The sequence below is a fragment of the Gemmata palustris genome, from assembly GCF_017939745.1.
In the GTDB taxonomy this organism is placed as follows: Bacteria; Planctomycetota; Planctomycetia; order Gemmatales; family Gemmataceae; genus Gemmata; species Gemmata palustris.
Genome location: NZ_JAGKQQ010000001.1, coordinates 936,399 through 950,260, shown reverse-complemented (window position 1 = coordinate 950,260; position 13,862 = coordinate 936,399). Strand labels below are relative to the sequence as shown.

The window sequence follows — 13,862 nt, the reverse complement described above, 5'->3', positions numbered from 1 at the left end:
CCGAGCGGCTCTGGTTTCCACTTGCAGTTGTGCGGCGTCGCTTTCTTCGCCGCAATGGTTAGTCCATCTCCGCCTCGCACGAAGTGGACTCACTGTCCGCTGGTTTGAAATCGATCTATGTTTGACTGAACATATAGCCGTGTATCTGCAAGATCCACGAACGCGATCGATGAAGCTTCATGGGCTCTTCTTTGGGTACAGGCGGGAGCCAGCGCGAAATTAATTTAGTCTGAGCCTCAGCGGTCCAATCCCGCGCACCACAGCTGCGCCCGATAGCGGTTCCGTCCGGGGCGATTAGCCAGACGGTGGGGAGCGCCTGCACTTCGTAGCGCGCCAACCCCAACCCCGTTGCTTCGGTCAAGGCCGTTGCACCGGGCGTCACGCGGTCGAGGAACTTCTGCGCGGTTGTCGGGTCGTCCTCATCCGTGCAGACGTGTAGCACTTTCAACCGCCCGTTGTATTGGCGTTCCAACCGTTCGAGGGCCGGGATTTCCTTAATGCAGTGCGTGCAAGTGGTGCCCCAGAAGTGTACAAGCACCAGTTGGCCAGCGTACTCCGAAGGTTTCACGGTCCGACCGGACGAGTTGGTCAGGACGAGCGGGGGCGGGGAGGTGCCCTTCAGGTCCGTGAACCCGACGGACGCCAGGAGCCGCTCGTCCTCGGTAGGTACCCGCTGGACGAGGGGGCCGCTCGTTGCCAGTCGGTGAACGTGTGCGACGACCGCATCAAGGTCCGCCGTGGGCAGCGTGCGGAAGGATGCCATCCCGGTACCGGGGATGCCGTCGAGGGTCACCCGACGGATGACATCCACCGTCGGCTCGAACCGCCACGGGCGCGCGGCAAAGTCACGGGGCGGGGGCTTCAACGTCGCGGCGGAACTTCCATCTCCGTGGCCGTCCGGTCCGTGACACGACGCGCAGTACACCTGGTACACTACAGGGCCACGGTTCGCGCTTGCACTCGCGGACAGGGCCGACGAAGGGGCGGACTGCTCGGCTCGTGAAATCGGCTGTCGCCGCCAAGTACCTAACCCCCAACCGATGCCGACCATCACGACCACCACGGCGGCCGCCGCCAATGGGAACGAGAGCCGCCTCATCATTTCCCTCCAATCGCGCCGAGCCGGGTCACGATCACGGCTTTGCCGGCTTCGTCGAGTTCGTTCCAGGCCACTAGGACGTCCCCTTGGGACGTGACCGCAACAGCCGGACGTGTTTGAAACGCCCCCGGTTTCGGAGCTACTGCACGGGCTTCGCCAAATTGTGTCGCTCCGGTCGGGAGGGCGCGGTACATGACCGCCCGGCCACCGCCACCGCCGGGCTTCGGAGCAACCGGTTCGTGCCGGTGACCGCCCTCCGGCGGTGCTTCTTGACCCATACTCTCCTCCCAAACCGCGTGCAACGTCCCGGCGGCGTCCAAGAAAAGTTTGGCGTTCCCCTGCGTGCCGATCGCGCCGGGATGGAGCTCCCGCGCGGTGAACACCATATCTGCTAGTTTGGCCGAAGCGTGATAGCACCGTTGCGAGCCCGTGCGTGCGTCCATCCAAACGACGTGCAGTGTGTCGCCGACGCGGGCCAATGACGGCCCGTCGTGCGGGCACCCGTTGAACTCCCAAGTCGGCGGCACCACAAGGTGCAAATCGAACCCGGTCGCCCCCGCCTTCTTTACTCCAATAGCGATGTCGCGGAACCCGTTCGCCACATTACGGAAGGCAACATAGGCCGTGCCGTCCGTGGTCAAGAGAGCCGCCGTTGGGCAGCACGGGCAGACCCCTTTGGCGTCGTCACCGGAGTGGACCACAAGTTCGGGGTCGAAGGTCGTTTGCCCCGGGCGCCGAACCGCCGCGTAGCACTGCTGCGCGCCGTTCCGGTTGTCCAACCACGATCCCAAGAGCGCCCCGTCAGGACCGGACGTAAAGGCTGTGAAAGTGGGCCGCGCGCCGGTTCCTTGATGGAGCGGGATCAGCGGAGCAAAGGTGCCACCGTTGTCTTCTGATTTGGTCGCCACCGTTCGCACGCCCGTGCCGCCGGGGAGCGTTTCGGTCCAAGCGAGTTGGAGCGTTTGGCCGAACGCCGATAGATGGGGCACCATCCGAAGCTCGCGCGTCACCGTTTTCCCCTTCATTTGCGACACGCTTTTGAAGACACCGGACCGTGCTACGATCTTGGGAGCGTCGAAAGCGCGGCCGGGTTCAGAGCGGGCGAGGAACAACGTGCGCTCGTTGTCGCCGGTTCGTGACGCCCACGCAGCATACGCGCGCCCCGTCGCGTCGGCTGCCAGGACCGGAGCCTCAAGGGTGTCGGGCGCGTCGGCTGCAGTAAGTGGGAATCGCTGCGGGGACGTCTGGGCCGACCCGTCGGTAGGCGATTGTTCGGCCGAAGACCCGGGCGGCGGATTCGGGGATTGACCTGCTAGGAACAATCCGCCGCCGAGACCTCCGGCCGCCAAAACGAGCAGAGCCAAGTATTTCACCCAACCGGAGCGGGTAGAAGTCGAAGTGGCACTCATGGTGAAATCGCCTCCGTCAAAGTTGTGCGAGAACAAGGGACATCTTGGAGCCCCCAAATAGGGTTAAAAGTTGCCCGGCACTTCCCCACCCGTGCGGGTCGAAGCCGCGCGCCAGGTGTTGAGGTCAATGGCTTCCTGAACAAATCGGACGCTGCCGTCGCACAGGAGCACGTTCACCCCACCGGAGTGGAAACTTGCGGCCTTGTAGAATCCCGCCCCGCTGCGGGCGCAGTCGGTGGTCCGTTGGTTCGGTTTATGGGTGGTGGTGAAACAGACGTTAAATTCTCGACCCCACAGCCAACTGCTACCACGGTTTCCGGCCCACCGCGTACTGGTGGCACAGGTGGCGTCATCGAGTAATGCTCCTTGGCCGCCGAAACTGGCGTACTGGCGGATCGGATCGACCGGGACCGAGGCCGGTTCAGTCTGGACGTTGTTCCCGCGGATCGCTTCGGCCATGAGGAGGGTGTTCGACGTACCGTCGGTGACGTCGGTGATACGGAGCTTGGCCGTGTACCAGACGAGGCCGTCGTTCGGGTTGGCCAGCGACTGGATCGTGATACCGGTCCCCATGTTCACCATATAGTTGTTGGGCGTCCAGTCCGCCGCGTTGTTCTGGTACACCGGCGGGCCGGAGTCGGACGGGCAGAGGAACAGGGTGACCGGTGACTTAGCGGCCGTCTGGTGTACCGGATTGAGGGTCTGCGAGCCCCCGGACCCGAGCGTCAGGGGGAGGGTGAAATCAACGAGCCGGCGGAGGTTATCTTGCTCGACGTAGGGCAGTAGTTGGGCCTGGTACGAGAACGCCCACTGGCTGAGGTTTTGGGTCGCCCCGGCCGGGAATTGACCCATCGCCCCCTCATAGTTGTGGGCAGCGAGACCGAGCTGCTTGAGGTTATTTTGGCACTTCATGCGGGCCGCGGCCTCCCGAACCTTCTGTACGGCCGGCAGGAGCAGCCCGATGAGGATCGCGATAATTGCGATCACCACCAACAGCTCGATCAGCGTGAAACCGTTGCGTCGGATCTTCATAGGTGTGCGTCTCTGGGGATGAATCGAGAACCGCTCCACAGTGGAGCGGGAGCAGTACGGGCGATGGGTGGGTTTCCGCCGGCCGAATCATTTCGCGCCGGGTGCTTCGCGCCGGTACTGCATGTAGCGCGCAGTTTTCTCGGCCTCTTCCTTTCCGTGTAACTTCTCGACCACGTGAAGCGACGCATCGATACCGGCCGACACACCGGCCGAGGTCACGATCTTGCCGTTGTCCACGAATCTCTTGTCTGCGTGAACGGTCGTCTTGGGGTATTCTTTCTTGAGGCGCTCGATCGAGGCCCAGTGCGTGGTTGCGTTCTTGCCGTCAAGGAGCCCGGCCCGGCCCAGGATGAACGCACCAGTACAGACCGAGAGCGTCACCTCGGCGTTCGAGGACGCTTTTTTCACCCACTCGACGACCCGCTCATCCTTGAGCGCGTTCCCGGTCGCACCGCCGGGGAGCACAATAATGTCGGGCTTTGGACAGTCGGCGAATGTGTAACTCGGCGTGACCTTGAGGAACCCCTGACTCGTAATCGGGCCGGCCCCGGCCGCGACGGTAAATACCTTGAACGCCCGGCCCGATCCTGCCGCGGCGAATACCTCTCCGGGACCAGCGAAGTCGAGCAACTCCACCCCGTCGTGAACGAAAATCGCCACGTTCTTTCGCGGCTTCGTGTACTCGTCCGGGGCCTTCAAAAAACCGGCCCGGCAGTGCTCGCAAAAGAACACGTAGATCTTCCCCTTGTGAACCGCAAACACACTCGGGTCGCCCTTCGTCACGGGCGAGGACGTACACTGGCCGTCGTTCTGGATCTCATACCGCTCGGGCTCCTTCTCGAACGCGGCCCGGTTCTGTTCGTTCGCGAACAGGTAGCGCAGCCCCTTACGAACGACCACGAACTTTGCGTCCCCTTTGATCTCCTGGCCCCGTGTGAGTGGCACCGGGTCGAGTCCGGTCAGGGCCAGTTCGCCCGCGTCTTTCGCGGGTTGCACCTTTTCATCAGCGCGACTGGGGCGGTCCGGGAGCGCGAGCCAGCTCGGGGCCATCACGACGAGGGCCGTAAGAGCGGGAACGATGCGTGGCAGGATCATCGAACATCTCCTTGGTAGGGTTTGGGTCAGAAACGGGTGATCTAGGGCTTACCCCAGTTACGACGTTTTCAACGGCCCGGGGCGATCCGGAACCGTGTCAGAAGTCTCCGAGTACCTCGCCGCCGGCGCGCGTGGACAGCGCCCGCCAAGTGTCGATCTGGACCGAGTCGCGGACGAGCCGCACGCTCCCATCACACAGGGCGATCTGTACGCCGCCGACGTGTGCGCTCCTGGCGCTCGTAAGGAAATAGCCTCGAGAACTGGTGTGGCAGTCGGGGGATTTGGCGTTCGGCCCGTAATAGTGGTTGTAGAGCGTGTTTGCGTGCCAGATCCACTTGTCGCCCCGCCCGCCCGACCAGGTCGCACCGGCCGCACAGTTCGTGGGATTAGTTTGTGCCCCACCACTCAACAGGAGCACCCGACGGCGATAGTCGTTGGCTGTTGGAGCGGCATCGGCACCATCACCCAGTAACTGCTCGCCAAAGACGACGGTATTGCTGAGCCCGTCGGTAATGTCCGCAAAGCGATAGGACTGTCGAGAAACGATGACCCCGTCCGCGCCATCTCTCGGCCGGGCAAAAGCGGCGTCACTTTCGGACGTGGTCCCGTTGATTGCGGAGCCATAGCACGCGGGGTAGCTGATGCCTCCATAGTCGGACCCCGTGACGCGCTGACCGTCACTCGGGCAGAGCAGTATCGGGAGCTTTTGTTTCGCGGCGTTGTCGTTCTGAGTGATCGCTGTTAAGTCGTACCCCGACGAACTTACAGATAACAGCGGCGGGACGGAGAAGTTCAGCAGGTTCTGAAGGTTGGCTTGTTCCAAGTAGGGGAGTAGCCTCGATTGGGCGGAAAACACTAAAGGATTTGCCGAACTGCCCGGTGGCAGCATTGAGTAACTCGACTCGTAGTTGTGAAGGGCAAGTCCCAGTTGTTTGAGGTTGTTCTGGCACTTCATACGGGCCGCGGCCTCCCGCACCTTCTGCACGGCCGGCAGGAGCAGCCCGATGAGGATCGCGATAATTGCGATCACCACCAACAGCTCGATCAGCGTGAAACCCGTTCGTTTCGTCATGGTGTGACTCTTCGGTGTGAGTGAAAGGGGCGGGCCGGGGCCACGTAGCTCCCGGCCCGCTCGCTCGCGGTCAGTAATCCCCGAGCACTTCGCTGCCGGCGCGCGTGGACAACCCACGCCAGGTATCGAGTGAGATCGAGTCGCGCACGAACCGCACGCTCCCGTCCCCCAGGCACACGTTCACCCCACCGGTATGGGCGCTGCGGGCCGCGAACCACCCGCGGTTGTGCGCGAGCCCGTCCGGTGACGGGCTGTTCGGCAACAGGTACGCGTTGAACAGGGTGGCGCTCGCTTGCCCCCAGATCCACGGGAACCCCCGCGTCCCGTCCCAGGACGTGGCCCCTTGGATGTCGCCCTCGGTGAACATCGGGCTCACCCCGCCCGGGGCCGTCCCGACGCGACTGCGACCGGCGCTCAAGGCGGCCGCCACGCGATATGGCTTCGGCAGGCCGCTCATCGGCCCGGTTGCCGCGGTACCCCCCGGGCCGAGCAGGGATTCGGACAAGATCACGGTGTTCGAGGTGCCGTCGGTAATGTCAGTGATTCGGACGGAGGAGTCGAACCAGAACACACCGTCGGTAGGGAACGCCGGGTCGTAGTAAGCCCGGGTCGTCCCGTCCGTGGTACCGGAACCGGTGTTCGCCATGTAGTTGGTCCCGGCCAGGTTGGTCCCGAACGATCCGACCGTTCCAAGGGGGGCTTGCGAATCACTCGGGCAGATGAGCAATGAGACGACCACCTTGGCCGCCGGATTGGTGAAGCCGAGCGGTGAGCCGCCGAGTACCGGCTGCGTAAAGTCGATCAGCTTCTGCAGGTTCTCTTGTTCGACGAACGGCAGGCACCGGGCCTGGACCGAGAACGCATATGTGCTGGCCGTTAGCCCGGCGGACGCCCCGCCCCGGGTCCCGGCGCTCGGGAGCTTCTGATAGGTACTATCGTGGTTGTATAGCGCCAAACCCAACTGCTTGAGGTTGTTCTGGCACTTCATACGTGCGGCCGCGGCGCGGACCTTCTGGACCGCGGGTAACAGCAGGCCGATGAGTATGGCGATGATGGCAATCACCACGAGCAGCTCAATCAATGTGAATGCGGATCGAAGGCGCATCGTGTATCCCTGGTGTGAGTCGGGGCATCAAAACCGCGGGCGGCGCGCCGCCCGCGCCGCGCTACTTCAGACGGATCGCCGGGATGACGCTCTCCCCCGGCCCGACCGTCACCCGGGCGACCGGCCTGGCGGGGTCAGCGTGCTTTCCCTTGAGCCGGTCGGGCGACATCCCAATCGGAGCCTCCCGCCAGGTGACGGTCAGGACGTATTCCCCGGCGGGTATGCCCTCGGTGTCGTCGCGGAACTGTGGGCGGAACGCGCCGTCGGCGGCGACGGTCGCCCGCGGGCGCGGGGCGGCCGGATCGCCCGTCGGGTGAAAGACGATGACCGCTCCGGCGGCCGGTTTGCCACCGACGAACAGCTCCCCGCGAACCGGATACACCGCGACGCGCGGCGGCTCGCCCGGTCCGCACCCGCACACGACCGCGGCGCACGTGAGGGCCGCGCCCACCGCTCCGAGTGTGCGGGTCACAGGTCCCCCCCGGACAGAACTTCGCCGGCCGCCGGGCTCATCGCCGCGAGCAAGAGTTGTCGGTCGAGGCCCTCGCGGACGAACCGGACCGAGCCGTCCAGGAACGCCACGTTCGCCCCGCCGGTGTGGAAGCCGTAGACGCCGTTGGCGTTGTTGCAGTTGACCGTGCAGGTGGCGAGCGGGTCGTCCGCGGCGACTTCGGTGGTCCCGTCGGCGCGGTACACGGCCCAGTCGCAACCGCCGAAGCTGGCCCACGGAGCGTACAGGCTCGTCATCCGGGCGTCGGTGGGGTCGCCGTCGGCCACCATCCGCCCCTTGACCCAGTGCTGGGCTCCGCCGGCCCGCTCGTAGAACGCGACGGTGTTCGAGGTGCCGTCGGTGACCGCCGCCAGAGTGGGCTTGCGCACCGCGAAGAAGGAGTTGATGGGCGACAGCGCGCCGACCACATACGGGTCGCCCTGGTACACCGGGAGGGAGACCGCCACCCGCGTGTAAAACGGGGGCGCGTAGTCGCCGACGCCGCCCACGTTGTCGTCCCGCGACGGGTTGTACGGCACCAGGAACGGGGTCCGTGCCAGCCCCGTAATCGTCCGTGGTCCGACGGCCGCCGGGCACTGGTACGTCTTCACCGGCACCGAGGCGACTTGTTGGTTGACCCCGTCGTCGCACCAGTGCTGGTTCCAGTCGTACCGCCGGGCGAGCGCGTCCTGTTCGACATAGGGGAGCAGTTTGGTGAACGGGCTGCCGCTCTTCTCGCCCGCGGCGTCGGCCGGCGGGTGGCCGTAGATCGCCTTCGGGTACTCGCTCAGAGCCGCCTCGTAGTTCGCCAGCCCCAGGGCGATCTGCTTGAGGTTGTTGGAGCAGCTCATCCGCGCGGCCGCGGCCCGGACCTTCTGGACCGCGGGCAGGAGGAGCCCGATCAGGACCGCGATGATCGCGATCACGACGAGCAATTCGATGAGCGTAAAGCCCGTGCGTGTGACTTTCATGGTGCCTCCTCGTGTGGGTCACTTGCCGAGCCGCTTGATGGCGGCGTCGAGCTTGGTGTTGAACGGGACGGTCATGGCGCGGAGCAACTTCACGTTGTCCGCGTCGGCGGACAACGGGTTGCCGTCCTTCGGGAACGGCGGCTGCGGGTCGTACTCACTCATGAGCTGGATCGCCTTCGCGTACTTCTCGTCTTTGAGCTTGGCGGCCAGGGTCAGCGCGAAGTCGATGCCGGCGGTCACCCCGGCCCCGGTCACCCGGTTGCGGTCGGTCACCACCCGCTCGGCCACTGGCACGGCCCCGAACCCCCTCAGCGCGTCCAGCGCCAGCCAGTGCGTCGTCGCCTTGTAACCCGTGAGCAGCCCGGCGGCCCCCAGGACTAGCGCCCCGGTGCAGACGCTGGTCACGAACGTGGCCTTCGCCCCGCGCGCCGCCACGAACTCGCGCACCGCTTTATCCTCCATCGCGGCCAGAGTGCCATCGGTGCCGCCCGGCACGAACACCACCGCCGGTTCCTCCGCGCATTCCTTGAAGGTCGCGGTCGGGCGAACCGGGATGCCGGTGTCCGACACCACCTCCTTGGTGTCTTTCCACACCAGGCGGGTTTTGAACTCCGGTCCGAGCAGCGAGAACACGTGCTGCGGGCCGACCAGATCCAGTGCGGTGAACTTCGGGTACACGAGCATCAGGATCTCGCGCGGCTTCTTCGCGTCGGCCGCACGGACCGGCGCCGCGGCCGCGGGCGCAACGACCGCGGTGCCCAGAACCTTCATCGCGTCACGTCGGGTCATGCGAGGGCTCCTGTGGAACGGGCTGACGGGCGCGAGCGGCCGCGGGTTGCGGGTTCGCGCGCGGGCGGAATGCGCATCGCGATCCGCTTCGAGATCACGGCGACGACGGTGCGCCCGAGAGCGGTCGCGACCGCTTCGTCCACATCGGTGCCCAGTCGGGCGACTTCATTTGCCGCCCACGGCCTGGGCCGCACGGCCGCACGGAGGAACGGTGGAATGCCCCGGGCGCACCGCTGCCGTCTCACGGCCGCAGCGGTGCGCCCGAGAGCGGCCGCGACCACTTCGTCCATATCGGTACCCAACCGGTCGATTTCGGCCGCGCTCCACGCGCGCTTGCCAAAATGCCCGATCGGCCCCGGTCGGGTCGAGTGCGGCTCGGGCCGAGGGGATTCGGTACTCGCGACACGTGCCCCGCCGGCCCCCACTCGTGCCCCCTCCGGCCGGGGCCGGATCACTGTGGAGCGCGCCCCTCGTTTCTGGCACTGGAGCTCGCGCGTTCCCGGCGTCCCGACGTGCCCCGCGACCCCGAACGCCCGGCGCCACCACGTCACCGGCTTCGGGCTCAGGCCGAGCCAATGGGCCAGGGCCAGGGCCGATTCGGTGCGGATCGCGCGCTCCAGGGTCACATCGACGAGCAAGCCCGGGCGCCCCCGGACCCCGATCTGCTGAACCCGGGGCCACCGGATCGGCCCGGGGCTCCACCCCGTGACCCGGCACCACCCCTTGCGAAACCGGCAGTACACCCGGTCCCCTTCGCGCACGTCCGGGGGCACGTAGGTGCCGATCAGTGGCGGGGCCGGGAGCGAACCGCCGCCGGCCGCGTTGTGCTGGTGCGTGCTCACGGCGTCCCTCCCTTCGGCGGCGCGGCGGCGTACCGCCCCTCACTCGCGGCGAGTTCGCGGAGCAGCGTGGTCGTGTCGGTGAACGGCTCGTCCCCGGTGCTCGCCCACCGCACCCGCCGGTCCCGGCCGACCACGAACGTTCCGTGGGCCTGCCACTTCGGTAAATCACCGGCGGCCGGTCGGAACACCCCGTACTTGCTGGCCACGGCCCGTTCGGGGTCGCTCAGCACCGAGAAGTGGAACGCCCCGTACTCGGCGTACCGCTTGAGGGTCCGCGCCGGCGGGTCCGGGCTCACGGCGACGACCGTTGCGCCCACTTCGGTGAAGTACGGCAGGTCCTTCTCGATGCCGAACAGTTGGGCGACGCAGTGGTCGCACGAGTACCCGTAATAGAAGACCAGGACCGCGGGGCCGCGGGCGAGCACGTCTCCCAGATCGACCGGGCGATCGTCCGAACCGGTCAGCACGAAAGTCGGGGCGGTCTGGTTCAGGAGCGCGTGGGGGGCGGTCGGAACCGACTTTTTCTCCGGGTCCGCGAGCAGCGCCTGGAGCGGCCCGGAGAGGGGCTCGACGCGCTTCGCGCGCAGGTACTCGGCCGCTTCGCGCGCGACGTCCGGGTCGGCCCCGGTCCCGTGCGTCGGGTGCGCGCGATCCGCGCACCCGGTGACCAGTGCGAGGGCCGCGATCAACGCGACAGACGTCGCGAAGCGGGGCAACGGGTGAATCGGTCCTGTAACAAAAGGGGTCATTTTGTATTTCCGTGTTGGGGATAGTTCCGGGTCGGCCGCCGCGCACGGCACCAAACGACTACCAAGCACACGCTCCCGAGTACCGCAATCGCGCCGGCGCCGGCGAGCCGGAGGTGCCACGGCACTACGGGAGCGGATCGGTCTGAAGGCGGCGGCGGTGGCGTGCGCTCCGGGGGCTGACAGCACTCGGCGGCACCCAGCACCGGGGCGCGGGGCGGGGTTACGGTGCCGTCAGCGGAGAACGTCAGCGGGACCGGGGCGGACGGCCCCAGGCCCAGGTTGAACACGACCTGACAGTCGCCCCGCCCGACCGGGAGCGGGAACGTGCCGCCCCCGGCCGGGCCGGTCTCGCCGGACGCCCAGACCCTGGCACCGGTGAGAACCGTGACGCGCGCCCCGACGACGGGCGCGCCGTTCCGCTCCAGGGTGAAGTTCACCCACCCGTCGGCGCGCGTGAACGACGCCGTCGGCGGGTCGGCCGCGCGGACCGGACCGGCACTGAGTACCATCGCTAAGACCAGGGCCGTGCGACACATGGTGGCTCCGGGGAACGGGTCGGGCACGCACGGGGTCAGACCGGCTTCACCTTCAGATCACCGAGGTCGAGTGTCGCCCCGGCCTCGACGGTAACCTGTTGACCGAACCGGCCCGCGGTCCCGCCCTTGAACCCGAGCGTCTCCTGCCACACTGTGAGGCGCCGTTTGCCCGCGGGGGCGAGCTTGATCTCGAACCTCCCGTCCGGCCCGGTGAGCGCGAAGTACGGGTGGTCGAACACCCGTACCCACGCCTTCTCCCAGGGGTGCGGGGCGCACGAGAACGGCATCGGGATGCGCTCCGCCTTGAGCTTCTCGAACTTGACCTCCGAGTCCTTCGGCATGGCCCGGTTCCCGTCCCCGTTGTTGTCGCTGGTCCACACGAGCGAGTGGAAGATCGGGGACGTGTTCTTGACCACCAGCGTTTGCCCGGCGCGCAGGGCCAGCGCGTGGGGCCGGTAGCCCATCGGCTCCTGGTCCATCACCACCTCGACCGCCTTCGCTTCCTTGAGATCGGCGTGAACCGGGAGCGGGTCCGGGTTCCGGTCGGTGGAGTCCGGGCGGAGCCAGACGAAGACGTGTTGGAGGGCCTTCGATTTGGGGTCGATGATCCAGTCCTCGTAAGACACCTTGCCCTTTGAGGTGAAGAACTTGAGGTCGTCGCCCCCCACCTTTGCCTTCTCGAAATCCACCTCCCGCACTTCGGGCAGCTTGGCCGAGTCGTCCCAGACGATCCGACCCTTGACGGTGCCCCAGTCACCGGCCGGCGCCTTCGGGTCGGCGGCCAGAGCGCCCCGGTCGGGCCAAAGCACCTCGTGGGTGAGCAGCGCGCCGAGTGACGAAGCCAGCGCGAGCTCGCGCAGCGCCTGTCGGCGGTCGGGGAAATAGTCCTGCGGTTTTGCGGTGTTCATGTGTATTTCCGTGCTTTGTCGTATGCGTGTGCGCATGGAGATCGACCCGACGCGCCGCGCGGGCGGATCGGGACGGTCACGGTGACGACGCGGGAACCCGGGACGCCGACGGACGGGCGCGGAAGCACCTCGGGCCGCGTCCGTGCGGGAACGCGGTGCGGGTGCGATTACCGGCCCGCGGACGCGGCGGCGCGAGGACGCACCGCCGGTCCGACGACGGACGATGGCCCGGCGGGGTTCGTGGCGTGTGAGTTCGGTTTGATGGGGCTAGAACGGTCGCGGTGGCGGTGTCGGCGGGCGGTGGGACGTGGGGCCGGCGCGGTCCGAACGCGGGGCGGGGTGAACGGAGCGTTCGGGTTCGGGGAAGACGGGCAGGGCCGGATCGGAGGCGATGCCGGGGTCGAGCAGGAACAACCCCGCCGGGCCATCGCCCCGGCACTTCTTGGCGTGGACGCCGATCACCCACCGAACGCCGGAGGCGCGGTCTTCGCTAGGCGCCTTTCGTTCGCGGCAATTCGATGAGGGCTTGGCGGCGCACTGAGAACAATCGGCAACAGTTTCTGCCGCGCACGCGCCGGGTACTTCGGGCGGGGATGCGGCTTCCGAACAGCACGACTTCTTCTTTTTCAGGGGCGGCGCCGGTCGCGCCTTGCGGGCCTCGACCAGCGGACGAACGTGAGCGGGCGGAACAATGCCGTTCTCCCCGGCCCAGTGCAGCTTTTCCTCAAGGGTGAAGCAACAGCAGTCGCCCTTCCAGCACTCATCGGCCGTGAGGCACCCGCACGGACGAGACTGGCACGGGAAGGGAACGTCACCCTTTTTCGGAGACGACCCAAGCAACGGGAAGCCAAACGCGGAAAGCAGATGACACATGAGTGTCACAACTGCTAGTCCGCGCCTCCCGCCGCCCGTTCGCATCGCGTCGCCTCGCGCTTAATACATCAAGCGTCAGTCTTACAATGCGGACTGCCGAGCGGCTAGTTCCGCTGAACCTCACTTCTTTTCCGCTGGAGTGTCGGTGGGCGTCTCTCCCACGATTTTCACACCCGATTAACGCCCAATAATTCACTATTTCAGTCACCGGCGGATGAACCGCTCAAGGCGCTTCTGCCCGGCGGTCAGCACCTTGAGCGCGAGCCCGAGCTGCGAAACCGACATTCCGCGAACGTCCCCGAACTCGTGGAGGTGTGCCCCGCGCCGCAGAGCCGCGTACACCCGACTGTCGCTCTCTTGAGTGCTCCGGTACGCGAGGCTGTGGCAGTGCCGGCACCCGAAGTATTTCCCGCGCCGGTACAACTTCCGGACCCGGCGCCCGCATGCCACACCGTCCCTCACCAGTGGGCATATAAACCACCAGCGCACCCCACCCAGGTGGCACCCCGTCGTCACCAACCGGATCGCGTAATCGAGGGACTCCGCGGGCGGGCCGATCTGGTACTGCAACCGGAGCACGCCGTTTTCTGCTCCGGCCGCGAGCACGTAAGCGACGGAGGACGACGGCTTCTCCTCACCGCCGCGCCGCCAGTCCAGAACACCGGCCCGGTCCGTTCCCCGAACCAGCATCCCCCAGCGCTTGAGGTCGGCGGTATCGAGCGCGTCGCAGGACTCGACCACGCGCTTCTTCGACCCGCGGTACCCGCTGAACGTTCCGCCCATCGCCCGCCCTCCGCTCGTGCTCGGATTCTCCGAAATCAATTGCGGGCTGAGCACCAATCCATCGCCCCGCGCCGCCACCAAGTCCAATTCAGCATGCAGGTTCCGTCGA

15 protein-coding genes are annotated in these 13,862 nt (G+C 66.6%); all 15 read right to left on the bottom strand.

Annotated elements, in window-relative coordinates; genetic code table 11:
• Positions 1 to 115: 115 nt before the first annotated feature.
• Positions 116 to 1,102, bottom strand: coding sequence for a redoxin domain-containing protein (locus tag J8F10_RS03880; protein WP_210652558.1), 987 nt, complete (start codon positions 1,100 to 1,102; stop codon positions 116 to 118).
• Complete coding sequence (locus tag J8F10_RS03875) at positions 1,099 to 2,508, bottom strand: hypothetical protein (RefSeq protein ID WP_210652557.1); 1,410 nt, start codon at positions 2,506 to 2,508, stop codon at positions 1,099 to 1,101. Before J8F10_RS03875 ends, J8F10_RS03880 begins: the two co-directional genes overlap by 4 nt.
• A 63-nt stretch (positions 2,509 to 2,571) precedes the next feature.
• Positions 2,572 to 3,540 carry a DUF1559 domain-containing protein gene (locus J8F10_RS03870; protein ID WP_210652556.1) on the bottom strand — a complete coding sequence of 323 codons (969 nt, stop codon included), beginning with the start codon at positions 3,538 to 3,540 and terminating at the stop codon, positions 2,572 to 2,574.
• An 87-nt stretch (positions 3,541 to 3,627) separates the two neighbouring features.
• On the bottom strand, positions 3,628 to 4,635 hold the full coding sequence (locus J8F10_RS03865; RefSeq protein WP_210652555.1) for a DJ-1/PfpI family protein: 1,008 nt from the start codon (positions 4,633 to 4,635) through the stop codon (positions 3,628 to 3,630).
• 97 nt (positions 4,636 to 4,732) lie between these two features.
• The gene (locus J8F10_RS03860) at positions 4,733 to 5,707 is read right to left on the bottom strand and encodes a DUF1559 domain-containing protein (RefSeq protein WP_210652554.1); all 975 of its coding nucleotides are present in this window, start codon (positions 5,705 to 5,707) and stop codon (positions 4,733 to 4,735) included.
• Between the two features lie 70 nt (positions 5,708 to 5,777).
• Entirely contained in the window at positions 5,778 to 6,812 is a 1,035-nt protein-coding gene (locus J8F10_RS03855) for a DUF1559 domain-containing protein (protein ID WP_210652553.1), read from the bottom strand.
• A 61-nt stretch (positions 6,813 to 6,873) separates the two neighbouring features.
• Positions 6,874 to 7,284, bottom strand: coding sequence for a hypothetical protein (locus J8F10_RS03850; protein ID WP_210652552.1), 411 nt, complete (start codon positions 7,282 to 7,284; stop codon positions 6,874 to 6,876).
• Positions 7,281 to 8,273 carry a DUF1559 domain-containing protein gene (locus J8F10_RS03845; RefSeq protein ID WP_210652551.1) on the bottom strand — a complete coding sequence of 331 codons (993 nt, stop codon included), beginning with the start codon at positions 8,271 to 8,273 and terminating at the stop codon, positions 7,281 to 7,283. The genes J8F10_RS03850 and J8F10_RS03845 overlap by 4 nt, the downstream gene beginning before the upstream one ends.
• Before the next feature lie 18 nt (positions 8,274 to 8,291).
• Positions 8,292 to 9,062, bottom strand: coding sequence for a DJ-1/PfpI family protein (locus J8F10_RS03840; RefSeq protein WP_210652550.1), 771 nt, complete (start codon positions 9,060 to 9,062; stop codon positions 8,292 to 8,294).
• Positions 9,059 to 9,904 (bottom strand): hypothetical protein, encoded by an 846-nt coding sequence (locus J8F10_RS03835; RefSeq protein ID WP_210652549.1) that lies wholly within the window; start codon positions 9,902 to 9,904, stop codon positions 9,059 to 9,061. Before J8F10_RS03835 ends, J8F10_RS03840 begins: the two co-directional genes overlap by 4 nt.
• Complete coding sequence (locus tag J8F10_RS03830) at positions 9,901 to 10,620, bottom strand: redoxin domain-containing protein (RefSeq protein WP_210652548.1); 720 nt, start codon at positions 10,618 to 10,620, stop codon at positions 9,901 to 9,903. Before J8F10_RS03830 ends, J8F10_RS03835 begins: the two co-directional genes overlap by 4 nt.
• 29 nt (positions 10,621 to 10,649) lie before the next feature.
• On the bottom strand, positions 10,650 to 11,189 hold the full coding sequence (locus tag J8F10_RS03825) for a hypothetical protein (protein ID WP_210652547.1): 540 nt from the start codon (positions 11,187 to 11,189) through the stop codon (positions 10,650 to 10,652).
• 35 nt (positions 11,190 to 11,224) lie between these two features.
• Positions 11,225 to 12,097, bottom strand: coding sequence for a hypothetical protein (locus J8F10_RS03820; protein WP_210652546.1), 873 nt, complete (start codon positions 12,095 to 12,097; stop codon positions 11,225 to 11,227).
• Between the two features lie 267 nt (positions 12,098 to 12,364).
• A complete protein-coding gene (locus tag J8F10_RS03815) occupies positions 12,365 to 12,970 on the bottom strand; it encodes a hypothetical protein (RefSeq protein WP_210652545.1) in 606 nt (201 codons plus the stop codon).
• Between the two features lie 204 nt (positions 12,971 to 13,174).
• The gene (locus J8F10_RS03810; RefSeq protein ID WP_210652544.1) at positions 13,175 to 13,753 is read right to left on the bottom strand and encodes a hypothetical protein; all 579 of its coding nucleotides are present in this window, start codon (positions 13,751 to 13,753) and stop codon (positions 13,175 to 13,177) included.
• Positions 13,754 to 13,862 lie beyond the last annotated feature (109 nt).

Coding starts and splice junctions, on each gene's coding strand:
- J8F10_RS03880 (WP_210652558.1), bottom strand. CDS start 1,102: ATGATGAGGCGGCTCTCGTTCCCATTGGCGGCGGCCGCCGTGGTGGTC.
- J8F10_RS03875 (WP_210652557.1), bottom strand. CDS start 2,508: ATGAGTGCCACTTCGACTTCTACCCGCTCCGGTTGGGTGAAATACTTG.
- J8F10_RS03870 (WP_210652556.1), bottom strand. CDS start 3,540: ATGAAGATCCGACGCAACGGTTTCACGCTGATCGAGCTGTTGGTGGTG.
- J8F10_RS03865 (WP_210652555.1), bottom strand. CDS start 4,635: ATGATCCTGCCACGCATCGTTCCCGCTCTTACGGCCCTCGTCGTGATG.
- J8F10_RS03860 (WP_210652554.1), bottom strand. CDS start 5,707: ATGACGAAACGAACGGGTTTCACGCTGATCGAGCTGTTGGTGGTGATC.
- J8F10_RS03855 (WP_210652553.1), bottom strand. CDS start 6,812: ATGCGCCTTCGATCCGCATTCACATTGATTGAGCTGCTCGTGGTGATT.
- J8F10_RS03845 (WP_210652551.1), bottom strand. CDS start 8,273: ATGAAAGTCACACGCACGGGCTTTACGCTCATCGAATTGCTCGTCGTG.
- J8F10_RS03840 (WP_210652550.1), bottom strand. CDS start 9,062: ATGACCCGACGTGACGCGATGAAGGTTCTGGGCACCGCGGTCGTTGCG.
- J8F10_RS03825 (WP_210652547.1), bottom strand. CDS start 11,189: ATGTGTCGCACGGCCCTGGTCTTAGCGATGGTACTCAGTGCCGGTCCG.
- J8F10_RS03820 (WP_210652546.1), bottom strand. CDS start 12,097: ATGAACACCGCAAAACCGCAGGACTATTTCCCCGACCGCCGACAGGCG.
- J8F10_RS03815 (WP_210652545.1), bottom strand. CDS start 12,970: ATGTGTCATCTGCTTTCCGCGTTTGGCTTCCCGTTGCTTGGGTCGTCT.
- J8F10_RS03810 (WP_210652544.1), bottom strand. CDS start 13,753: ATGGGCGGAACGTTCAGCGGGTACCGCGGGTCGAAGAAGCGCGTGGTC.